The sequence below is a fragment of the Nocardioides sp. P4_G4 genome, from assembly GCF_056401085.1.
The window spans coordinates 17973-39848 of sequence record NZ_JBFUKA010000036.1 but is presented as its reverse complement, the minus strand read 5'-3'; the positions used below and the strand labels follow the sequence as shown (position 1 = coordinate 39848).

The window sequence follows — 21876 nt, the reverse complement described above, 5'->3', positions numbered from 1 at the left end:
GACCAGGGTGGTGTGGGCGACCACGGGGACCTCGTCCTCGCCACCGCCGACGAGGGCCTCGGCCTCCTCGACCTCGACCGGGTCGAGGACGATGACGTCGGCGCCGTCGGCCAGCGCCTCGTCGGCCTGGCCCGCCTGCGTGGCGGCATCCCCCTCGGCGTCGTACACGCGGACGACGCACTCCTTGCAGGTGGCCTCGATGCGAGCCTCGAAGGCCTCGACGTCGACCGGCGGCTCGAGCCGCTGCGACCCGTCGGCCACGAGGAGGGAGACGACGGTCGGGTCCTCACCGGTGCAGCCGGCGAGCAGGCCGCAGCCGAGCACGACGGTGACCAGGGTGGAGACGGTGGTGGCGAGGGGGCGCATCGCGGCACATCGTATGCGCCCCCTCACCGCCTGATCAGCCGCGACCGCTCGAGGTACGAGCGCGACGCGACACCGAGTCGATCGTCACGGCCAGCAGCAGCACCGCGCCGGTGACCATGAAGCGCACCGAGGAGTCCACGCCGACCAGGTTGAGGCCGGTCTGGATCGCCTGCAGCACGATGATGCCGAGCATCGCGGAGTACGCCGACCCGCGGCCGCCGAAGAGCGACGTCCCGCCGATGACCGCGGCCGCGATGGCCGTCAGGTTGGTGTCGGTCGTGCCGCTCGCCTGCGAGACGCTGGTCTGCAGACCGGCGGCCAGGAGGCCGCCGACCGCGGCGAGGGACGAGCAGAGCACGAACACCGACAGGTAGACCCGGTTGACCTTGATGCCGGAGCGACGGGCGGCCTCCTCGTTGCCACCGACGGCGAAGACGTGGCGACCCCAACGGCTGCGACGCAGCGCGAGGTCCATCACCACCACCATCAGCACGAAGAAGATCCACAGGTAGCTCCACCCGCGGTCGATGTTGACGTAGTAGCTGAGGAACCCGAGCCCGATGAGCAGTGCAGTGCCCTTGATGAGCACGAGCGGCAGCCACGGCGGGCTGAGCTCGGCCGCGGTGCGCTGGCGGATCGTCCACAGCTGCGAGCCGACGTACACCAGCACGATGAGCACGACCAGGATGTAGGACGCGAGCGGGGACACGAACTCGAAGCGGGTGAACTGCACGAGGAACGAGTCCGAGGGCAGGTTGATCGTGCCCTGGGTGCCGAGCACGTAGAGCAACGCCCCCTGGAAGGCCAGGAGCCCGGCCAGCGAGAAGACGAAGGACGGCACCCCCAGCCGGGTGTAGAGCAAGGCGTAGAACACACCGATCGCCACGCCGACCAGGATCGCGGCCAGGATCGCGACCAGCATCGACTGGTCCTTGTTGACCAGCAGGACGGCCATCGTGGCGGCCGTGAAGCCGCTGACGGAGCCCACCGACAGGTCGATCTCACCCAGGAGCAGCACCAGCACGATGCCCAGCGCGATGATGCCGATCGGCGCCGCGAACTGGGTGATCGAGACGATGCTGCGCGAGGAGAGGAACCTCGGCTCGGCGCTGTAGAAGCCGATGCAGATGAAGATCAGGCCGACGACGACAGGCAGGCTGCCGAGCTCGCCGGACTTGAGCCGGTTGACGAAGAGCCGCACGTAGCCCGAGAGGCCCTCGGTGCGGATGAGCCTCTCGTCGGCCAGGTCGGCGGCGACGGCGGAGCCGGGGGTCTCGTCAGCCATCCTGGCCTCCTTCGGTGGGGGCGGTCGGGTCGGTGGTCTGACCCCGTGCGGCGCGGGCGGAGACCACGTTGTCGGAGGCGCCGGTGATGGCCGCCACGAGGTCGGCCGTCGAGACCTCCTCGACGTTGAACTCCGCGGCGTTCTTGCCGAGCCGGAGCACGACGATGCGGTCGGCGACCGCCTGCACGTCGGCCATGTTGTGGCTGATCAGGATGACGCCGAGACCGGTCTCACGTAGCCGCTCGATGAGGTTGAGCACCTCCGCGGTCTGGGCCACGCCCAGGGCGGCGGTGGGCTCGTCGAGCATGACGACCTTCGGGTTGCCGACCAGGCTGCGCGCGATGGCGACCGTCTGGCGCTGGCCGCCCGAGAGCGACGCGATCGGGATCCGGACGCTGGGGATCTTGGCCGAGAGGGTGCGCAGCAACCGCCACGCCTCCTTCTCCATGTGGACCTCGTCGATGAAGGGGCCGCGCCTCTTCTCCTGGCCGAGGAAGAGGTTGGCCACCACGTCGAGGTTGTCGCACAGGGCGAGGTCCTGGAAGACCGTGGCGATGCCGAGGTCCTGGGCCTCCGAGGGGCCGCTGACCCGCACGGGCTTGCCGTCGAAGTCGATGTGGCCGTCATCGGGGGTGTAGACCCCCGCGATCACCTTGACGAGCGTGGACTTGCCGGCGCCGTTGTCGCCGACCAGGGCGACGACCTCACCCGCCCGGACGTCCATGTGGACGTCCGAGAGGGCTTGGACGGCACCGAAGCGCTTGGTGACGCCGGCCAGGGAGAGAACGACCTCCCCGGCCGGCGCACGGTGTGTAGCCGTGGTCGACATCAGGAGATGCCAGCCGCCTTGCACGCCTGCGCGTACTCACCGGTGCAGATGTCGTCGGCGGTGTAGAAGCCGTCGGCGATGATGGTGTCGGCCACGTTGTCCTTCGTGACGACGATCGGGGTGAAGATGTAGGACGGGACGCCCTCGTAGTCGGACTGGTCGATGYCGGTCTCGGTCGGGTTGGGCACGTCGTCACCGTTGGCCAGCGCGACGGCGACCTCGGCAGCGGTCTCGGCCTCGATCGCGATCGGCTTGTAGATGGTCATCGCCTGCTCGCCCGCGAGGATCCGCTGGATCGCGGCGACCTCGGCGTCCTGGCCGGTGATGGGCGGGAGGGCGTCGGAGGCGACACCGCCACCGGTGAGGGCGGCGACCACGCCACCGGCCTGGCCGTCGTTGGCGGCGTAGACGCCGTTGATCTCCGACGCGTCGTACTTGCTCAGCTGGTCGGTGACGAACGTCTGCGCGTTCTCCGGGCTCCAGTCGGGGTTGTCGTACTCCTCGAGGATCTTGACGTTGCTCTCGTCGAGGACGCTGTGCGCGCCGGCCTTGAACTGCGCGGCGTTCGGGTCGCTCGGGGCGCCGTTGAGCATCAGGATGTTGCCCTTGTCGCCCATCGCCTTGACGAGCGCCTCGGCCTGCATCTTGCCGACCGTCTCGTTGTCGAAGGACATGTAGTAGTCGGCCTCGGCGATGAAGCGGTCGTAGGCGATGACCGAAGCGCCGGAGTCCTGCGCGGACTGGACCATGCCGCCGGCGCCGGCGCCGTTGACCGGGTCGAGCACGACGACGTTGGCGCCCTCGGAGATGGCCGTGTCGACCTGCTGGGTCTGCTTGGCCTCGTCCTGGTCGGCGTTGTAGTAGACGACCTCGCAGTCGCTGCACAGGTCGGCGACCTTGGCCTCGAAGAGCGGCTTGTCGAACGCCTCGTAGCGCGTGGTCTTGGACTCCGGCAGCAGCAGGGCGATGACCTTGCCGTCGCTGCCGCCGCTGGCGGAGTCGCCACTGGACGAGTCGTCGTTGGCGCCACAGGCGGTCAGGGCTGCGGCGCCGAAGAGCAGGGCAACGCCGCTGGCGGCGATGCGGTGGATGGAGCGAGGCATGAGGTCTCCTGGGGGCTGGCCAGGGCTCGTCGGGCGACGAGCCGGTGTGAACGTCCTCTGAGTGTGGTGAGTCACACGCTAGTCGTCAAGTCATGAACACAAACTCGTACCCAAACGTTGCGATGAGGCGTTTGTGCACATCTCTTGACGACAAGCCTGTCTCTGCCCCACAGTTCCCCCATGTCATCCCCCGGGTCGACCGCCTCGTTGCGAACGGCCAACCTCCAGCGCGTCGTCGACGTGCTGCGCGGGCAGGAGGCGAGCGAACCCGTGTCGCAGGCGGACATCGCCCGGCAGACGGGCCTGGCGCCGGCCACGGTGTCCAACATCGTGCGTGAGCTGGCCGCAGGCGGCCTGCTGGAGGTCGAGCCGGGTCGTGGCCGACGGGGTACGACGGTCGCCCTCGCCCGGTCGGCCGGCCTCGTGGCCGGTATCGACTTCGGCCACAGCCACGTCGCCGTGGCCCTCGGCGACCTCACCGGCAGCCTGCTCGCCGAGGCACGGTCCACGCTCAACGCCGGGCACCTCCACACCGACGGACTCGACCGCGCCCACGACCTCCTCGAGCAGCTGCTCGCCGGAGCCGGTCTGGACCGGGGGGCCATCCGCACGATCGGCCTCGGACTGCCCGCCCCCATGACCGAGGGCATCGTCCGGTCGTCGGCGATCCTCCCCGGCTGGGTCGGAGTCAACGCGCCCGAGGCGGCGCGCGAGCGCTTCGGTGCCACCGTGCACATCGACAACGACGCCAACCTCGGCGCGCTGGCCGAGCACCGCCACGGGGTGGGCCGCGGTCACGACAGCTCGGTCTTCGTCAAGGTCTCCTCGGGCGTCGGCGCGGGCATCGTCCTCGACGACCGGCTCTTCCACGGCAGCGGCGGGACCGCAGGCGAGATCGGCCACCTCACCCTCGACGAGAACGGGCCCGTGTGCCGGTGCGGCAGCCGCGGGTGCCTGGAGGCCTACACCTCGACCGGCGCCCTGCAGTCGATGATGGCGCTGCAGATGCCCGGCGCCTCGGTCGACGACATCGTCCGGGAGGCCCGTGCCGGCAACGTCTCGGCCCTCCGGGCCCTCGAGGACGCCGGCCTGCACCTGGGGTGGGCGCTGGCCAGCGTGGTCAACCTGCTCAACCCGGCCCTGGTGGTGGTGGGCGGGGAGATGGCCCGGGCCGAGGACCTGCTCCTCGACTCGGCCCGGATCGGACTGCGCCGGCACGCGCTGGACGCCGTGGCCTCGACCCCGGTCGTGGCCTCCGAGCTCGGCGAGCGCGCCTCGCTGGTCGGCGCCGTGCTGCTCGCCGCGGAGCGCACCGAGCTGCTCCACGACTGAGCCGCCCCGGGCCGGGTCGGATCGGGGCTACGGTGTCGCATGGCCAGCCTCGACGTCACCGCCCCCGCCGTCCCGCGGTCCGAGGAGATCCTCACTCCCGCCGCCCTCGACTTCGTCGCCGACCTCGACGCCCGCTTCCACGACCGGCGCGACGAGCTGCTGGCCGCCCGCCGGACCCGGCGCGACGAGGTCGCCCGCACCGGCACGCTGGACTTCCTGCCCGGGACGACGTCCGTCCGTGCGGATGCGTGGACGGTCGCACCCGCACCCCCCGACCTCCTCGACCGGCGTGTGGAGATCACCGGACCGACCGACGCCAAGATGGCCGTCAACGCCCTCAACTCCGGTGCGCGGGTGTGGCTCGCCGACCTCGAGGACGCCAACACCCCGCACTGGCGCAACGTCGTGGGCGGGCAGGTGACCCTGTTCGACGCGGTACGCCGCCGGCTCGCCTTCACCTCGCCCGAGGGCAAGGCCTACACCCTGGTCGACCCGGACCACCTGCCGGTCATCGTGCCGCGGCCTCGGGGATGGCACTTCGACGAGCAGCACCTCACGCGCGACGGCCGGCCCGTGGTCGCCGCGCTCGTGGACTTCGGGCTCTACTTCTTCCACAACGCCCACGAGCTGCTCGCGCGTGGCAGCGGCCCGTACTTCTACCTGCCGAAGATGGAGTCGCACCTCGAGGCGCGATTGTGGAACGACGTCTTCACCCACGCCCAGGCCGCGATGGAGGTCCCGCACGGCTCGGTCCGGGCAACGGTGCTCATCGAGACCATCACCGCGGCCTTCGAGATGGACGAGATCCTCTTCGAGCTGCGCGAGCACGTGGCCGGGCTCAACGCCGGCCGGTGGGACTACCTGTTCAGCATCATCAAGAACTTCCGCGACGCGGGGCCGGCCTTCACCCTGCCCGACCGCAACGCGGTCACCATGACGGCGCCGATGATGACGGCGTACAGCGACCTGCTGGTGCKGACCTGCCACCGCCGCGGCGCCTCCGCCATCGGCGGGATGGCGGCCTTCATCCCGTCGCGCCGGGACGCGGCGGCCAACGAGCGCGCCTTCGCCAAGGTGCGCGAGGACAAGACCCGCGAGGCGCGCGCGGGCTTCGACGGCTCGTGGGTGGCGCACCCCGACCTGGTCCCGCTGTGCGCCGACATCTTCGCCGAGACGCTCGGGGACCGACCGCACCAGCTCGACGCACGTCGCGACGACGTGAGCGTCGGTGCCGCCGACCTCCTCGCGGTCGACCGGACGCCCGGCCAGCGCACCGAGGCCGGTCTGCGCGGCAACGTCCGCGTCGGCATCCAGTACCTGCAGTCCTGGCTCTCGGGCAACGGCGCCGCCGGCATCGACAACCTCATGGAGGACGCCGCCACCGCCGAGATCTCCCGGTCGCAGGTGTGGCAGTGGATCTACAACGGCGCCACGCTCGACACCGGCGAGGTCGTGACCCACGAGCTCGTCGAGCGCATCGTGGTCGAGGAGTACGCCGCGCTGCGCGAGGCCGTCGGGTCCGAGTCCTTCGAGGCCGGGTCCTGGGACGACGCGCGGCGGCTGTTCGTCGGGTCCGCCCTCAGCGAGGAGTTCCCGGACTTCCTGACCCTGCCGGCGTACGCCGTGCTGATGGCGTCCGGGGGCTGATCGGACGCAGGAACCCGCCCGAGGCGATCTGCTCGCCTCCCACCCAGACGTCGGCCACGTCGGCGTCGCTGGCCAGGGCGAACACCTTGCCCAGCGCCTCCTCCGCCGAGCCCGCGTGCCGCAGGCCGATGTCCAGAGCCGTGCCGGCGGGCGGGCGCAGGCAGATGGCGTCGAACTCCTTGCCCACGGACAGGTCGCCGACGACGTCCGAGAGCCCGAGGGCCGCCGCGCCCGCCGCGGTGCTCAGGTGCAGGAGGTGACCGGGCGCGAGCGGGTAGCCGTCGACGCCGAGGAGACGCTGCACGAAGTAGGCCTGGAGTCCCTCCTTGAAGATCGAGAACCCGGTGCCGGCGCCCACGTCGCAGCCCAGCGCCACCCGCACGCCCGCCTCCACGTGCCGTCGCATCCGGAAGAGCCCCGACCCGAGCGCGGAGTTGCTGCTCGGGCAGTGCGCCACCGCGGCCCCCCGGGCCGCGAGGACACCGAGCTCGGGGTCGAGCGGGTGCACGTTGTGCGCCAGCACCGACTGCGGCCCGAGCAGACCGTGGTGGTCGTAGGTGTCGACGTAGCCCGTGCGGTGCGGGAACTGGGCGCGCACGGTGGCCACCTCGGTCAGGTTCTCGTTGACGTGCGAGGTGAACAGGGCGCCGTCGACGTCCGCCACCACCGCAGCGCAGGAGGCCAGCAGGGCGTCGGAGGCGGACAACGAGAAGCGGGGCGTGACGACGTACCTGGCCCGCCCGCGACCGTGCCACCGCAACGCCAGCTCCACCGCCTCCGCGTGAGCCCGGTCGGGAGTGGTGAGCAGCGGACCCGGCAGCATCCGGTCGCTGACGACCAGACCGCTCGCCACCCGCAGCCCGAAGCGCGAGGCCTCCGCGAACAGCGCGTCCACGGCCGGGGCGTAGTGGGAGCCGAACACCAGGGAGGTCGTCGTGCCCGCGGACACCAGGCCGGCCACGAACTCGCCCGCGATCTGTGCCGCGTAGTCGGGCGCCGCCAGGTTCTGCTCCTCCGGCAGGGCCCAACGCTCGAGCCACTCGAGCAGCGGCATGCCGAGTGCCCCGATGATGCGGACCTGGGGGAAGTGCGCGTGCGCGTCGACGAGGCCGGGCAGCAGGATGCCGACCCGGAGGTCGATCACCGGTGCGAGCGGATGGGCGGCGGCCACCGCGGTGAAGGGCCCGCGTGCGGTGATGACGCCGTCGGACGACACCGCCAGCCCCAGGTCCTCGTCGTACCGGAAGCCCGGGCCCGTGGCGTCCTCGGCGAAGGGGTCGTGGGGGGCGTCGTAGGCACGGACCCGGTAGAGCACCGGGGCCGGGGTCATGCCCCGGTCCGGGATCGCTCCGCGGCGAAGCGCCGCAGGAGCACCGACGCCGTGCCCAGCGCGATGGCGGGCGGTGACTTGTCATCGAGCGTGGCGTCACCGATCGGGCACTCGATGCGCGCGACGGTCGCCTCGTCGTGGCCCTCGACGAGGAGGCCGGAGCGGAAGCGGGACCACTTGGCGGCCGAGCCGATGAGCCCGATGCTGTCGAGGTGGCCGCAGCGCAGGGCGGCGTCGCAGACGGCGAGGTCCTCGGCGTGGTCGTGGGTCATCACGACCACGTGGGTGCCCGCGGGGACCGAGCCGAGGGCGAGCTCGGGCACCGGCGAGTGGTGCACCACGACCCGCGCCTCCGYGTCGGACAGGCACGCCAGCCGCGCGTCGCCCAGCTGCTCCGCTCGGGAGTCGACGAGGTGCAGGTCCAGGTCGTGCCGGGCCAGGATCCTGGCCAGCTCGAGGCCGACGTGCCCCACCCCGAAGATCGCGACCGCCGGCACCACGGGCAGCGGCTCGAGCAGGACGGTGACCTCGCCACCGCAGCACTGGCGGCCGTGCGCGGTGCGTGTCTTGTCGGTCAGACCGAGGACCAGCTCCTCGGGGCCGGCGTGCGGGTCCCCGAGCAGGACACGCGCCCGCGTCACCGCGGTCTCCTCGAGGTTGCCGCCACCGACGCTGCCCCAGGTCTCCTCGGCGGCCACCACCATCTTCGCCCCGGCCTCGCGGGGCGCGTGGCCGCGGACCCCGGCGACGGTGACGAGCACCCCGGCGCGGCGCTCGGCCCGCAGCAGCTCGACGGCGCTCACCCAGCGCACGTCACACCTCCGACGAGACGTGGGCGAGCTGCTCCGAGCGCGGGTGCAGCGGCGGCGCAGCCGGGTCCGGACGGTCCGGCACGACGCCCGGGAGTCCCTCGACGACGCGGTGCTCCCGGGACCCGCGCGCGCGCTCGACCGCCCAGAACACCGCCTCCGGAGTGGCGGGCGACGGGAGGTCGACACTGGTGCCGGCCGGCCCGAACGCCGCCGCCGCCTGCCGCAGGGCCTCGCGGACGGACAGCGCCAGCATCAGGGGCGGCTCGCCGACCGCCTTCGACCCGTGGACGACGCCGTCCTCGTGGGCGTGCTCGAGGAACGCGACGTTCAGCTCCTCGGGGAGCTCGCCGAGGCTCGGGAGCTTGTAGGTGCTGGCGGCCTGCGTGGTGAGCCGGCCCCGGCCTGGCCCGTGGGACTCGTCCCAGCGCAGGTCCTCCAGGGTCAGCCAGCCCGCGCCCTGCACGAAGCCACCCTCCACCTGTCCGAGGTCGACGAGGGGCGACAGGCTGTCGCCCACGTCGTGGACGATGTCCACCCGACGCGTGCGGTAGGCGCCGGTGAACCCGTCGACCTCCACCTCGGTGGCGGCGACGCCGTAGGCGAAGTACTTGAAGGGGTGCCCCTGCATCGCCGTGGAGTCCCAGTGGATCCCCTCGGTCCGGTAGAAGCCGGCCGCCCAGAGCTGCACGCGGCTGAAGTACGCCTCCCGGACCAGCTCCTCCCACGGGAGACCACGCCCTGCGTCGAGCTCCGTCAGCCGGGCGCGGACCTGCTCGCACGCGTGCCTGACCGCTCCACCGTTGAGGTCGGCGCCGGAGCTGGCGGCCGTGGCCGAGGTGTTGGGCACCTTGTCGGTCCGCGTCGGCGCGAGCCGGACCCGGGCCAGGGGTACGCCGAGGGCCGTCGCCGCGACCTGCAGCATCTTGGTGTGCAGGCCCTGGCCCATCTCGGTGCCGCCGTGGTTGATGAGGACCGAGCCGTCCTTGTAGACGTGCACCAGCGCACCGGCCTGGTTGAACGCGGTGAAGTTGAACGAGATGCCGAACTTCACCGGGGTCATGGCGAGACCCCGCTTGGTGTGGGGGTGGGAGGCGTTGAACGCAGCGACCTCCGCCGACCGGCGGGCGACCTGCCCGGTGGCGATGACCTGGTCCCACGCGCGCAGGATCCGCTCCGCGTGGCGCACCGGCTGCCCGTACGGCGTGGTCTGACCCTCGACGTAGAAGTTGCGGCCGCGCAGGTCCTGCGGGTCGATGCCGAGCAGGGGGGCGCAGCGGCCGAGGATGTCCTCGACGACCAGCATGCCCTGGGGTCCGCCGAAGCCCCGGAACGCGGTCTGGGACGTCTTGTGGGTGCGGGCGACCCGTCCGTGCAGGAGGACGTGCGGGATCCAGTAGGCGTTGTCGACGTGGCACAGCGCCCGCGCCAGCACCGGCTCGCTGAGGTCGAGGCTCCAGCCGCCGTCCGAGGTGAGGGTGGCCTCGAGCGCCACCAGGCGGCCCTCGAGGTCGAAGCCGACACGCCACTGGGCGTGGAAGCCGTGGCGCTTGCCGGTCATCGTCATGTCCTGGGTGCGGCTGAGGCGCAGGCGAACCGGACGCCCGGTCAGCGTGGCGCCCAGCGCCGCGACCGCGGCGAAGCCGTGCGGCTGCATCTCCTTGCCGCCGAACGCGCCGCCCATGCGCAGGCACTGCACGGTGACCTCGTGGTTGGGCAGCCCGAGCACGTGGGCCACGATCTCCTGGGTCTCGGAGGGGTGCTGCGTGCTGCTCTGCACGAACACCTGGCCGCCCTCGTCCACGAGCGCCAGCGCGGCATGGGTCTCGAGGTAGAAGTGCTCCTGCCCCGCCATCTCGGTGGTGCCGCTGAACACGTGGGCCGCGCCCGCGAGGCCGGTCGCGGTGTCGCCACGCCGGACGACGGGCTGGCCGCCCTGGAGGCTGCCGGCCGAGATGGCCTCGGTCAGGGCGATGACGGCCGGGAGCGGCGCGTAGTCGACCTCGACCGCGGCGGCGCCGAGCCGCGCGGCCTCGAGGGTCTCCCCCAGCACCCAGCAGACCGCGTGCCCGACGAACATCACCTCGTCCGGGAAGAGCGGCTCGTCGTGCTTGACCCCGGAGTCGTTGACCCCCGGCACGTCCGCGCCGGTGAGCACCCGGACCACGCCCTCGACCGCGAGTGCGGGAGCCGGGTCGAGGCGGGTCACCCGGGCGTGGGCGTGGGGCGAGCACACCGGGTGCGCGTGCAGGACGTCCTTGGTGCGGTGGACGAGGTCGTCGGTGTAGAGCGCGTGGCCGGTGACGTGCAGGGCCGCGCTCTCGTGGGGCAGTGCCGAGCCGACGCTCATCGGGCGTCCTCCCGTGCCGACGTCTCCACCCACAGCCGGCGGAGGGCGTTGCCCAGCATCGCCGAGCGGTACGCCGCGCTGGCGCGCTGGTCGTCGAGCGGGGTGCCCTCGCCGCGCAGCACCTCCGCGGCCGCCTCGACGCTGCCGTGGGTCCACGGCTGCCCCTCGAGGACGGCCTCGGTCGCCAGTGCGCGGATCGGGGTCGCGGCCACGCCGCCCAGCCCGATCCGCGCCCGCACGACGGTGCCGTCGACGACGTCGAGGCCGAAGCCGACGGCGACGCTGGAGATGTCGTCGTACCGCCGCTTGGCGATCTTGTGGAACGCGGTGAGGCCCGGGAGCGGTCGCGGGACCCGGACGGACCGGACCAGCTCGCCGGGACGGCGGACGGTCTCGCGGTAGCCGGTGAAGAAGCCGGACAGCGGGACCTCGCGGTCACCGTCCGCGGAGGCCAGCACCACCGTCGTGTCGAGGGCCAGCAGGGCCGGCGCCAGGTCGCCGATCGGCGAGGCGGTGCCCAGGTTGCCGCCGATCGTCGCACCGTTGCGGATCAGGCGGGACGCGAACTGCGGCCACACCTCGTCGAGCAGCGGCACGGCTCCGCCGAGCACGGCCTCGACCTCGCTCAGGGTGAGCGCCGCCCCGATCTCGATCCGGTCCCCCGTCGAGGCCTCCCGCAGCTCGGGCAGGCGGTCGATCGCCACGACGTACGCCGGGCGCCGGCCGCGGAGGTTGACCTCCACGCCCAGGTCGGTGGCACCCGCGACGACCGTGGCGCCGGGGTGCTCGCGCAGCAGGCCGAGCGCCTCGACGAGGTCGGCAGGACGCGCGAAGCCGTGGACCCGGGTCGGCACCGGGTCCGGTGCCGACCGCTGCTGGCGCTGCGCCAGGGCGTCCCCCGCGGAAGGCGGCTCGAGGGCCTCCGCGGCGTCGCGGATGGGTCGGTAGCCCGTGCAGCGGCACAGGTTGCCACTCAGGGCGTGGAGGTCGAAGGCGTCCGCGCGGCCGGGCCGGTAGTACTCGGCGGCCATCGAGCAGACGAAGCCCGGAGTGCAGTAGCCGCACTGGGAGCCGCCGCGGTCCGCCAGCTCGGCCTGCACCGGGTGCAGTTCGTCGGGGCTGCCGAGGCCCTCGGCGGTGAGGACCTCCTGCCCGTCGAGGGCGGCCGCGGGGACCAGGCAGGCGTTGACCGGCGTCCACCGGCTGGCGTCGCCGTCGGGCCGCAGCACCAGCACGGCACAGGCGCCGCACTCCCCCTCGGCGCACCCCTCCTTGGCACCGGTGAGCCCGAGGCCGCGCACGAGGTCGAGCGCGTTGGTGTGCGCGGGCAGGCCGGCGAGCGGGCGCGCCTGCCCGTTGACGGTGACGTACGGATCCGACATGGGCCTCCCCCCGACCCGAATCTACGTGACCGGGGTCAGGCCGGGGGGGTGAAGTCGCGGATGCCGGTTGACGTCCTTGTAGAGCAGGTAGCGGAACCGCCCCGGTCCCCCCGCGTAGCAGGCCTGCGGACAGAACGCCCGCAGCCACATGAAGTCCCCGGCCTGCACCTCGACCCAGTCCTTGTTGAGCAGGTAGACCGCCTTGCCCTCCAGGACGTAGAGGCCGTGCTCCATCACGTGCGTCTCCGGGAAGGGGATGGCGCCCCCGGGCTCGAAGCTGACGATGTTGACGTGCATGTCGTGGCGGACGTCGTCGGGGTCCACGAACCGCTGGGTGCCCCACGCCCCCTGGGTGTCCGGCATCGGCTGGACGGCGACGTCGGCCTCGTGGGTCACGAACGACGCGGGCACCTCGACGCCGTCGACCCGCTCGTAGGCCTTGCGGATCCAGTGGAGGGTCGCTGCGGTGTCGCCCCGGTTGTGCAGGGTCCACCGCGACTCCGCCGAGAGGTAGGCGTAGCCGCCGGGCCCGACACGGTGGCTGATCCCGTCGACCTCGAGAGAGACCGTCCCGTCGACCACGAAGAGCACCGCCTCCTCCGCCTCCTCCGCGGCGGGCCGGGGCCGGTCGCTCCCCCCGCCGGGCGACACCTCGACGACGTACCACGCGAAGGTCTCGGCGAAGCCGGACAGCGGGCGGGCCAGTACCCAGAGGCGGGTGCGGTCCCAGAAGGGCAGCCGGCTGGCCACGATGTCGCGCATGGTGCCGCGCGGGAGCACGGCGTACGCCTCGGTGAAGACGGCCCGGTCGGTGGTCAGCTCCGTCTGGGCGGGCAGGCCGCCCCGCGGCACCCAGTAGCTCACGCGGCACCAGCCGTCATCGGGCACCCCTCCTCAACAGGCGCCCGCGGGGGGCGGCGGCCAGGTCGATCGGTACGCCGCGCAGCCAGGTCCGGCGCACGGTGCCCGTGAGCGTACGCCCGGCGTAGGCCGACACCGGGTTCTTGTGGTGCAGGCGCGCAGGGTCGACGACCCACGACTCGTCGGGTGCGAAGACGCAGAGGTCGGCGTCGGCGCCCACCGCGATCTCGCCCTTGCCCGACAGGCCCACCCGCTGGGCGGGAGCGGTCGCCATCCACTGCACCACGTCGGTGAGGGGTACGCCGCGCTCGCGGGCGCCCGTCCACACGACCGGGAGGCCGAGCTGGAGCGACGCGATCCCACCCCACGCCTCGGCGAAGTCACCGGTGTCCTGCCGCTTGAGGTCGGTGGTGCACGGCGAGTGGTCGCTGACGACCAGGTCGATGGCCCCGCCGGCAAGGGCGGCCCACAGTGCGTCGCGGTTGTCGGCGTCGCGGATCGGCGGGCAGCACTTGAGCTCGGTCGCCCCGTCGGGGATCGACCCGGCGTCGAGGTGCAGGTAGTGCGGGCAGGTCTCCACCGACACGTCGACGCCGCCCTCCCGGGCGGCCCGCAGTGCCGGCACCGCAGCCGAGGCGCTGAGGTGGACGATGTGCGCCCGGCCGCCCGTGGCGCGCGCGGTCTCGATGACCAGGTCGATCGCGCGCTCCTCGGCCACGTCCGGCCGGCTCGCGAGGAACCCGGCGTACGCCGCACCGTGCGCGCACGGGGTGATCGAGTCGCCGTCCTCGGCGTGCACCAGCAGCAGCGAGCCCAGCCGTGCGGTCTCGGCCATGGCGGCGGCGAGCCCGGCGGCGTCGAGGTGGGCGAACTCCTGCACCCCCGAGTCGAGGAGGAAGCACTTGAAGCCGTAGACCCCGGCCGAGTGGAGGCCCTCCAGGTCCCGGACGTTGCCGGGCACTGCCCCTCCCCAGAAGCCCACGTCGACGTAGGTCCGGCCCTCGGCCACCGCGTGCTTCTCGGCCAGCGCCGCCACCGTCGTGGTGGGCGGGATGCTGTTGAGGGGCATGTCCACGATCGTGGTGACCCCACCGGCGGCGGCGGCCCGGGTGGCGCTGGCGAATCCCTCCCACTCCGTGCGGCCCGGCTCGTTGACGTGCACGTGGGTGTCCACGAGGCCGGGCAGCAGCACCTCGTCCTCGGCGAGCTCGACGACCTCGGCGGCGCCGGCGTCCACGTCGTACGGCGACACGTCGGTGATCACCCCGTCCCGGATCCGCACCGCGACAGGGGCCTCACGGTCACCGACGACCGCGCGGCGGGCGCGGAGCAGGGTGTCAGCTGCCACGGTAGGTCGAGTAGCCGAAGGGGCTCAGCAGGAGCGGGACGTGGAAGTGCTCGTCGCCGGAGAGGCGGAAGGCGACGACGACCTCGGGATAGAACCCGGCAATGCCCTGCGCGGCGAACCAGGACCCCGAGTCGAACCGCAGCCGGTACGTGCCCGCGGCCAGCTCGTCCGGAGCGAGGTCCCGGGCCCGGCCGTCGTCGTCGGTGACCGTCTCGGCCAGCACGCTTCCTGCATCCGACTCGAGGACGACCCGCAGGCCCGACGCGGGGCGGCCCCGGCCCGTGTCGAGGACGTGGGTGCTCAGGGTCGCCATCAGCCCAGCACCTCCCGGACCCGCAGCAGCGCGATCTGGGTCAGCTGGTCGATGGTCTCGGCGCGCTCGGCCTCGTCGCTGTTGTCCAGCCGGAGCCGGAGCGCCTCGAGGATCTCCGGGGCGTCGCGGCCCGCGGCGCGGATGATGAAGACGCGGTCGAAGCGCTCCTCGTAGGCCCGGTTGCCGGCCGCGAGCCGGCGCGCCACCTCGGTGTCGCCCCGGTCCACGCCGGCCTGCTCCCGGGTCGAGTGGCTCGCGTCGTGCGACGCGGCGTCGGGGCGCTCCCCGATCCGCGGATGGCGGGCCAGGGCGCGCTCGAGCTCGTCGTCGGTGATCGTGGAGGCGGCCGCGACCATGGTCGCCTCGACCCCGTCGAGGGTGTCGAAGGGACGGGCCGCGAGCACCTCGTYGGCCCAGCGCGGCACGTCGAGGCAGGTCAGCAGGCGTTCCCGGGCCCGGTCGTCGTCCATCTCGTTGAAGGCCACCAGGCCCGGTCGTGTCCTACTCACCCTGCTCCCCCTCGGGCTCGCGCCGAACGGTCGCCTCGATCAGCCCGTAGGGCCGATCGGCGGCGATGAAGACCTCGCCGGGGTTCTGCAGCCCGAACGGCTCGAGGTCGACGAGGAAGTGGTGCTTGTTGGGGGCGACGAACGAGATCTCCTCGATGCCCTCCTGCGCCTCGAGCACGGCGCGACCCATGGCGTAGAGGGTCTCCTGGAGGGCCCGGCTGTACGTCGTCGCGAAGGTCGCGAGCAGCAGCGCGCGGACCTCGTCGAAGGTGCCGTTCCAGTCGACGGCGTCTGCGTCGACGTCGTGGTCGGCGTAGCGCCACGTGGCGGTGAGCGAGGTGGCGAGGATGCGGTCGTCGGCCTCGGGGAGGGTCGTGTACTCGTCGACCAGGAAGCCCTTGAACTCGGAGCCGGTGGACTTCAGCACGACCAGGTCGGTCAGCCCGGAGAGCACGCGGGCACCCTCCGCGGTGAGGTCGACCTCGGTGGTGCGGACCTCGCCCCCGCGACGGACGAACGCGTGGTCGTGGCCGGCGCCGTCGACCGGGATCCGGTCCCAGGCGTGCTCCTCGACCCGGACCCGGGCCACGCTCGCGGCGGGCGTCGCCGCCAGCAGGCGCCGGGCCAGCGCGAGCGCGTAGTCCTCGGAAGAGGTGACGCCGTGCTGCTTGGCGTAGGCGAACGCGGTGTTCTTCTGGGTGTCGGTGGGCAGCACCTGCGACTGGTCCCCGTCGGTGTGGGCGGCCGTGAAGTCGCCGCGCAGAGACGTCGAGACGGTGAGGTCGTGGATCTCGTGGCGCGTGGTGTCGCGCACGATCCTGACGACGCGGCACTCCGCCTTGCCGTAGCGGTTGGCTCCCAGGACGATGCCCATCTGCTCACCTCTCCCTCTCGGTGGTGCGGTGCGCGAGGACCGCCAGCGTCGCCGTGTCGAGACCGCTCGCGTCGGTGACCTCGCTCGCCGACACGGCCCCGCAGTCGAGCCCCCGGAGCACGAAGTCGGCCAGCGCGCGGGCGGTGGCCGGCTCGTCGAGGATCCCGGTGCCCCGCCGCTCGACGTAGCCGTGCAGCCGCGTCCCCGCGGCGGCCAGCCCCCGGCGGTAGAACGCGAACGTCGCGGCGTACCGGGTCGGCAGCTGGGCCGGGTGCAGGTCCCAGCCCTGGTAGTAGCCGCGCTCCAGCGACCTGCGCACCAGGCGCAGGTGGTTGCTCCACGCCGCACGGACGGCCTCGGGCGGGCCCACCGGAAGGACGTTGGTGGACCCGTCGGAGAGGCGTACGCCGGTGCCGGCCGCCGCCGCCTGCATGACGGCCTTGGCGTGGTCGGCGACCGGGTGCTCGAGGCTCTGCTGGGCGGCCGCGATGCCGCAGGACGCCGAGTAGTCGTACGTGCCGTAGTGCAGGCCGGTGCACCGGCCACCGGACGCGTGGACCATCCGGGCGACCAGCGCGGTGCCGTCGGGTCCGAGGATCGACTGCGGTGTCTCGATCTGGAGCTCGAAGCGCAGCGACTCCGCGGCCAGTCCCAGCTGCGCCTCGAGCCGACCGGCGGCGTGCACCAGCGCCTGGACCTGGTCGACGGACGTGACCTTGGGGAGGGTGACGACGAACCCGTCGGGGACCGGGCCACCGTCGGTCAGCGTCGCCACGAACAGGGCCAGCGTGCGGAGACCGCGCCGCCGGGTGGGGCGCTCGAAGCTCTTGAACCGGATGCCGGTGMCGGGCGGAGCCGCCCCGGCACCCAGCTCGGCACGCAGGTCCCGGGCGGCGGCCTCGACCGCGCGGTCCTCCTCCTCGTCCGAGCGCGGCCCGTAGCCGTCCTCGAAGTCGATCCGGAGGTCCTCGACCGGCTCCCGTCCGAGCTTGTCCCGCACCCGGCGCAACAGGTCCTGGTCACCCCCGACGAGCTCGAGCAGGATCGTCTCGTGGTGGCGCATGGCCCGGAGGGCCTCGTGGCCGTGCTCGGCGACGAGACCCGCGTGGAAGCGGTCGGCGGGGACGTAGACGGTGTGCACCGGTTGGCGCCCGGGCCGCTCGCCGGGGTACGCGTCGGCGAGCGCGGCGTCGGCCGCCCCGAGTCGCTCGTCGATCTCGTCGGCAAGCAGGTCGAGGTCGAGTCCGGTGCCCGGCTGACCGCCCGTCATCCCCGCACCCTAGTGCGGACCGGGCTCGGCGGGGCCGACTTCAGTCACCCACGACGAGCTCGACCTCGAACCCCTCGGAGCTCTCCAGGTACAGCGCCGTGTGGTCGTCTCCCCCGGCGTGCGGGTAGCGGTCGGCGAACAGCTCGTGCCAGCCGTGGGCGCTGGACTCGGCCCGGATGCGGTCGAGCAGGTGCCGGTCCTCGACCGTGAGGGCGACGTGGTTGACGCCCGGCCGCAACCGGTCGTGCGGCTCGTCGACCTGGTCGTCGGAGCGCTCGAGGAACACGTAGGTGCCGTCGTCGGCCCGCCACGACGACCCGTCGACCTCCCAGCCGAGCTCCCCCAGCAGCCAGCCCCACTCGTCGGTGGCGACCGCCACGTCGCCGACCCAGAGGTCCCAGTGGTGGATCGCGCGCGCCATCAGCCGACCGGCTCGTCGTCGGCCGGGTCCGCGTCCTCGGGCACCTCGAGCGGTCGCAGCCGGGCCCAGAGCAGGAACGACCCGGCCACGACGAGGAGCCCGAGGCCGGTCCAGAGGTTGGCGTTGACCCCGCCGGTCATGTCCGGCTCGTGCTCGCCGAGCAGCCCCGCGAGCGTGAGGATCACGCCGTACAGGCCGAGCAGGGCCGCGATGATGTTGCGGATGTCGAAGACACCGGCCTGGTGGGTGCCGGTGCGGGACGTGCCGTCGGACATGGTGGTCCCTCTCAGAAGGCGGCGTTGAGGATGATGACCATCGCCAGCGAGAGCGCGGCGAGCGGGATGGTGCGCTGGTACCAGGGCCTCGCGGCCTCGTCCGGGTCGATCAGGTCCTCGCGCGGGGTCTCGGAGTAGACGAGGCCCTTGAGCTCGGAGGCCGGCTTGGGCTCGGTCACCAGGGAGACGATCACGCTGAGCACGATGTCGACCACGAAGGCCGTGGACGCGGCGACGAACGCGGCGCCCTGGCCCGGCAGGTCGATCACCCCCGCCGCGGCCAGCCGGTCGACGGCGACGGCGGACAGGGTGCCGGCGACCAGGCCGACCCAGCCGGCGGTGGGCGTCATCCGCTTCCAGAACATGCCGAGGATGAAGGTGGCGAAGAGCGGTGCGTTGAAGAATCCGAACAGGGTCTGGAGGTAGTCCATGATGTTGCTGTAGCCCAGCGCGATCTGCGCGGTGAAGATCGCGATGAAGGTGGCGCCGACCGTGGCGATCCGACCGATGCGCAGGTAGTAGTCGTCGGCGTGGTCCTTGCGGATGTAGCGCTGCCACAGGTCGTAGGAGAACACGGTGTTGAACGCCGAGATGTTGGCCGCCATGCCGGCCATGAAGGCCGCCAGGAGCCCGGCGATCGCGAGGCCGAGGAGGCCGTTGGGCAGGACGTCGCGCATCAGCAGGAGCAGCGCGTCGTTGTAGGAGACCCCGTCGCCCGAGGCCCCGCCGGCGGGGCTGCCGCCGTTCTTGAGGTCGATCATCTCCCGCACCAGGACCGCGGACACCATGCCCGGCACGATGACGAGGAACGGGATGAACATCTTCGGGAAGGACCCGATGATCGGCGTCTTGCGGGCCGCGGACATGGAGTTGGAGGCCATGGCGCGCTGGACCTCGACGAAGTTGGTGGTCCAGTAGCCGAAGGACAGCACGAAACCGAGGCCGAACACGATCCCGATCACCGACAGGAACGGCGAGCCGAACCCGGAGAGCGCCTCGCCCGGCCACGACTCGAGCTGCTGCGCGGCGGGGGCGACGCCGGCCGAGGCCGGGGCGCCGTCCGCGGCGGCGGTGATCTTGTCGGTCAGCCCGCCCCACCCGCCGACCCGGTGCAGGCCGATCAGCGTCAGCGGCAGCAACGAGGCGATGATGATGAAGAACTGGAGCACCTCGTTGTAGATCGCGGCGCTCAACCCGCCCAGGGTGATGTAGGACAGCACGATGGCCCCGGCGACGACCAGCGCGATCCAGATCGGCCAGCCCAGCAGCGCGTGCACGATGCCGGCCAGCAGCGCGAGGTTGACCCCGGCGATGAGCAGCTGCGCGACGGCGAAGCTGATCGCGTTGACCAGGTGGGCGCCGGTGCCGAACCGGCGGAACATGAACTCCGGCACCGACCGGACCTTGGAGCCGTAGTAGAAGGGCATCATCACGACGCCCAGGAACAGCATCGCCGGGACCGCGCCCACCCAGAAGTAGTGGACGGTCGGCAGGCCGATCTCCGCACCGTTGGCCGACATCCCCATGATCTCGACCGCACCGAGGTTGGCCGAGATGAAGGCGAGGCCCGTCACCCAGGCCGGCAGCGAGCGCCCGGAGAGGAAGAAGTCGATGGAGTCCGAGACCGAGCGCCGCGCCATGACGCCGATGCCCAGCACGAAGGCGAAGTAGATCGCCACGAGCAGGTAGTCGAGCCACGAGGCGTCGATGAGGGTGGCCATGGGGGTCACCGGGGCGAGCTGCACTGACACACGTTCCTCCCGAGGTGGGTGACCGCTCCGAGGTGGAGCAGGCCGCCCGCCAACCTAGTGGCTCTCAGTCCCGGCCCGCACCACCCCTCACTCCCACTCGATGGTCCCCGGGGGCTTGGAGGTGATGTCGAGGGTGACGCGGTTGATCTCCGCGACCTCGTTGGTGATGCGGGTCGAGATCCGCTCCATCACCTCGTAGGGCAGGCGTGCCCAGTCGGCGGTCATGGCGTCCTCGGAGGTCACCGGGCGCAGCACGACCGGGTGGCCGTAGGTGCGGCCGTCGCCCTGGACGCCCACCGAGCGCACCTCGGCGAGCAGCACGACCGGCATCTGCCAGATGTCCCGGTCGAGGCCGGCCCGGGTGAGCTCCTCGCGGGCGATGGCGTCGGCTTCGCGCAGCAGGTCGAGCCGGGCCTTCGTCACCTCGCCGATGATCCGGATCCCCAGGCCGGGGCCGGGGAACGGCTGGCGCCACACCATGGTCGACGGGAGGCCGAGCTGCTCCCCCACGGCGCGGACCTCGTCCTTGAAGAGCGTGCGCAGCGGCTCGATGAGGTCGAACTGGAGGTCGTCGGGAAGGCCGCCGACGTTGTGGTGCGACTTGATGGTCGACGTACCGGCACCACCGCCGGACTCCACGACGTCCGGGTAGAGCGTGCCCTGCACGAGGTACGCCGTGTCGCCGCGCTCCTCGTCGGACAGCGAACCGAAGACGCGRACCTCCGCGGCCTCGAAGGTCCGGATGAACTCGCGCCCGATGATCTTGCGCTTCTCCTCGGGGTCGTGGACACCGGCCAGCGCGCCCAGGAACTGGTCGGCGGCATCGACGACGTCGAGGGCGTCGAAGACCTCCTCGAAGTCGCGGCGCACCTGCTCGGTCTCGCCCTTGCGCATCATCCCGTGGTCGACGTACACGCAGGTGAGTCGGTCGCCGATGGCGCGCTGCACGATGGCGGCGGCCACCGCGGAGTCGACACCGCCGGACAGGGCGCAGATCGCCCGGCCCCGCTCGCCGACCTGCTCGCGGATGCGCTCGACCTGCTCCTCGACGATGTTGACCATCGTCCAGGTCTGGCGGCAGCCGGCGATCTCGTGCAGGAAGTGCTCGAGGACCTGCTGGCCGTGCTCGGAGTGCAGCACCTCTGGGTGCCACTGGACGCCGGCGAGGCCGCGACCGGTGTCCTCGAAGGCCGCGACCGGGGTGACCGTGGTCGAGGCGAGGACGGTGAAGCCCTCGGGAGCCGCGGCGACCGAGTCGCCGTGCGACAYCCACACGTTGTGGGTGGCCGGCAGGTCGGCGAGCAGGGTGCCGCCTTCGGTGATCGTCACCGGGGTGCGGCCGTACTCGCGGGCGCCGGTGTGGGCCACCTCGCCGCCGAGGCCCTTGGCCATCAGCTGGAAGCCGTAGCACATGCCGAAGACGGGCACCCCCGCCGTGAACACCGCGTCGTCGATGCCGGGGGCGCCCTCGGCGTACACCGAGGACGGGCCACCGCTGAGGATGATCGCCTTCGGCCGCCTCGCGAGCATCTCGGCCACGGGCATCGAGTGCGGCACGATCTCGGAGTAGACCCGCGCCTCGCGCACGCGGCGGGCGATCAGCTGGGCGTACTGGGCGCCGAAGTCGACGACGAGGACCAGGTCGTGGTCAGGGGTGTCGGTCACCCCCGAAGGGTACCGAGTACGCGCCCCTCCCCCGGACGTGACTCAGGGCCCCGACCGGGGAGGGAGGGATGGTCGGGGCCCTGAAGGCCCATGCCCTGCGGAACAGCGCCTGGACTGACCGGCCCGGCCAACTGGGAGGGAGCGTGACTGCCGGAC

Annotated in this window: 20 protein-coding genes; 2 read left to right on the top strand and 18 right to left on the bottom strand. The window is 72.4% G+C overall.

What is annotated here, in order from left to right:
• The 4 genes from AC1DQF_RS10255 to AC1DQF_RS10240 all read right to left on the bottom strand — a co-directional run.
• The coding region (locus AC1DQF_RS10255) for a hypothetical protein (protein ID WP_477525128.1) at window positions 1-366 on the bottom strand (366 nt) is incomplete at its 3' end.
• A gap of 34 nt (window positions 367-400) precedes the next feature.
• Window positions 401-1651: a sugar ABC transporter permease gene (locus AC1DQF_RS10250; protein ID WP_477525127.1), complete on the bottom strand. Its 1251-nt coding sequence runs from the start codon at window positions 1649-1651 to the stop codon at window positions 401-403.
• A complete protein-coding gene (locus AC1DQF_RS10245; protein WP_477525126.1) occupies window positions 1644-2480 on the bottom strand; it encodes an ATP-binding cassette domain-containing protein in 837 nt (278 codons plus the stop codon). Before AC1DQF_RS10245 ends, AC1DQF_RS10250 begins: the two co-directional genes overlap by 8 nt.
• Window positions 2480-3583, bottom strand: coding sequence for a substrate-binding domain-containing protein (locus AC1DQF_RS10240; protein WP_477525125.1), 1104 nt, complete (start codon window positions 3581-3583; stop codon window positions 2480-2482). The genes AC1DQF_RS10245 and AC1DQF_RS10240 overlap by 1 nt, the downstream gene beginning before the upstream one ends.
• A gap of 180 nt (window positions 3584-3763) precedes the next feature.
• Between AC1DQF_RS10240 and AC1DQF_RS10235 the strand changes: the two genes are divergently transcribed.
• Both AC1DQF_RS10235 and aceB read left to right on the top strand, forming a co-directional pair.
• On the top strand, window positions 3764-4915 hold the full coding sequence (locus AC1DQF_RS10235) for an ROK family protein (protein WP_477525124.1): 1152 nt from the start codon (window positions 3764-3766) through the stop codon (window positions 4913-4915).
• A 39-nt stretch (window positions 4916-4954) separates the two neighbouring features.
• Window positions 4955-6562, top strand: a complete 1608-nt coding sequence (gene aceB / locus AC1DQF_RS10230; RefSeq protein WP_477525123.1) for a malate synthase A — start codon at window positions 4955-4957, stop codon at window positions 6560-6562.
• Here aceB and AC1DQF_RS10225 read toward each other — a convergent pair.
• The 14 genes from AC1DQF_RS10225 to guaA all read right to left on the bottom strand — a co-directional run bounded on the left by AC1DQF_RS10225 (window position 6495) and on the right by guaA (window position 21720).
• On the bottom strand, window positions 6495-7892 hold the full coding sequence (locus AC1DQF_RS10225; RefSeq protein WP_477525122.1) for a guanine deaminase: 1398 nt from the start codon (window positions 7890-7892) through the stop codon (window positions 6495-6497). The two genes, aceB and AC1DQF_RS10225, sit on opposite strands and share 68 nt — an antisense overlap.
• Window positions 7889-8695 (bottom strand): xanthine dehydrogenase accessory protein XdhC, encoded by an 807-nt coding sequence (xdhC, locus tag AC1DQF_RS10220; protein WP_477525121.1) that lies wholly within the window; start codon window positions 8693-8695, stop codon window positions 7889-7891. The genes AC1DQF_RS10225 and xdhC overlap by 4 nt, the downstream gene beginning before the upstream one ends.
• Window positions 8696-8705: 10 nt before the next feature.
• The gene (locus AC1DQF_RS10215; RefSeq protein WP_477525120.1) at window positions 8706-11051 is read right to left on the bottom strand and encodes a xanthine dehydrogenase molybdopterin binding subunit; all 2346 of its coding nucleotides are present in this window, start codon (window positions 11049-11051) and stop codon (window positions 8706-8708) included.
• Window positions 11048-12433 (bottom strand): xanthine dehydrogenase small subunit, encoded by a 1386-nt coding sequence (locus AC1DQF_RS10210; protein ID WP_477525119.1) that lies wholly within the window; start codon window positions 12431-12433, stop codon window positions 11048-11050. Before AC1DQF_RS10210 ends, AC1DQF_RS10215 begins: the two co-directional genes overlap by 4 nt.
• 21 nt (window positions 12434-12454) lie before the next feature.
• Entirely contained in the window at window positions 12455-13321 is an 867-nt protein-coding gene (locus tag AC1DQF_RS10205) for a bifunctional allantoicase/(S)-ureidoglycine aminohydrolase (RefSeq protein ID WP_477525118.1), read from the bottom strand.
• Window positions 13311-14642: an allantoinase AllB gene (gene allB / locus AC1DQF_RS10200; RefSeq protein ID WP_477525117.1), complete on the bottom strand. Its 1332-nt coding sequence runs from the start codon at window positions 14640-14642 to the stop codon at window positions 13311-13313. The genes AC1DQF_RS10205 and allB overlap by 11 nt, the downstream gene beginning before the upstream one ends.
• On the bottom strand, window positions 14632-14955 hold the full coding sequence (gene uraH / locus AC1DQF_RS10195; protein ID WP_477525116.1) for a hydroxyisourate hydrolase: 324 nt from the start codon (window positions 14953-14955) through the stop codon (window positions 14632-14634). Before uraH ends, allB begins: the two co-directional genes overlap by 11 nt.
• A complete protein-coding gene (gene uraD, locus AC1DQF_RS10190) occupies window positions 14955-15464 on the bottom strand; it encodes a 2-oxo-4-hydroxy-4-carboxy-5-ureidoimidazoline decarboxylase (protein ID WP_477525115.1) in 510 nt (169 codons plus the stop codon). The genes uraH and uraD overlap by 1 nt, the downstream gene beginning before the upstream one ends.
• Window positions 15457-16338, bottom strand: coding sequence for a factor-independent urate hydroxylase (gene pucL, locus AC1DQF_RS10185; protein ID WP_477525114.1), 882 nt, complete (start codon window positions 16336-16338; stop codon window positions 15457-15459). Before pucL ends, uraD begins: the two co-directional genes overlap by 8 nt.
• Window positions 16339-16342: 4 nt before the next feature.
• Window positions 16343-17608 carry a DUF6986 family protein gene (locus AC1DQF_RS10180; RefSeq protein WP_477525113.1) on the bottom strand — a complete coding sequence of 422 codons (1266 nt, stop codon included), beginning with the start codon at window positions 17606-17608 and terminating at the stop codon, window positions 16343-16345.
• Between the two features lie 40 nt (window positions 17609-17648).
• The gene (locus tag AC1DQF_RS10175; protein WP_477525112.1) at window positions 17649-18029 is read right to left on the bottom strand and encodes a VOC family protein; all 381 of its coding nucleotides are present in this window, start codon (window positions 18027-18029) and stop codon (window positions 17649-17651) included.
• Window positions 18029-18304 (bottom strand): hypothetical protein, encoded by a 276-nt coding sequence (locus AC1DQF_RS10170; RefSeq protein WP_477525111.1) that lies wholly within the window; start codon window positions 18302-18304, stop codon window positions 18029-18031. The genes AC1DQF_RS10175 and AC1DQF_RS10170 overlap by 1 nt, the downstream gene beginning before the upstream one ends.
• A gap of 11 nt (window positions 18305-18315) precedes the next feature.
• Complete coding sequence (locus AC1DQF_RS10165) at window positions 18316-20025, bottom strand: sodium:solute symporter family protein (RefSeq protein ID WP_477525110.1); 1710 nt, start codon at window positions 20023-20025, stop codon at window positions 18316-18318.
• Window positions 20026-20142: 117 nt separating this feature from the next.
• The gene (guaA, locus tag AC1DQF_RS10160) at window positions 20143-21720 is read right to left on the bottom strand and encodes a glutamine-hydrolyzing GMP synthase (RefSeq protein ID WP_477525109.1); all 1578 of its coding nucleotides are present in this window, start codon (window positions 21718-21720) and stop codon (window positions 20143-20145) included.
• Between the last annotated feature and the right edge of the window lie 156 nt (window positions 21721-21876).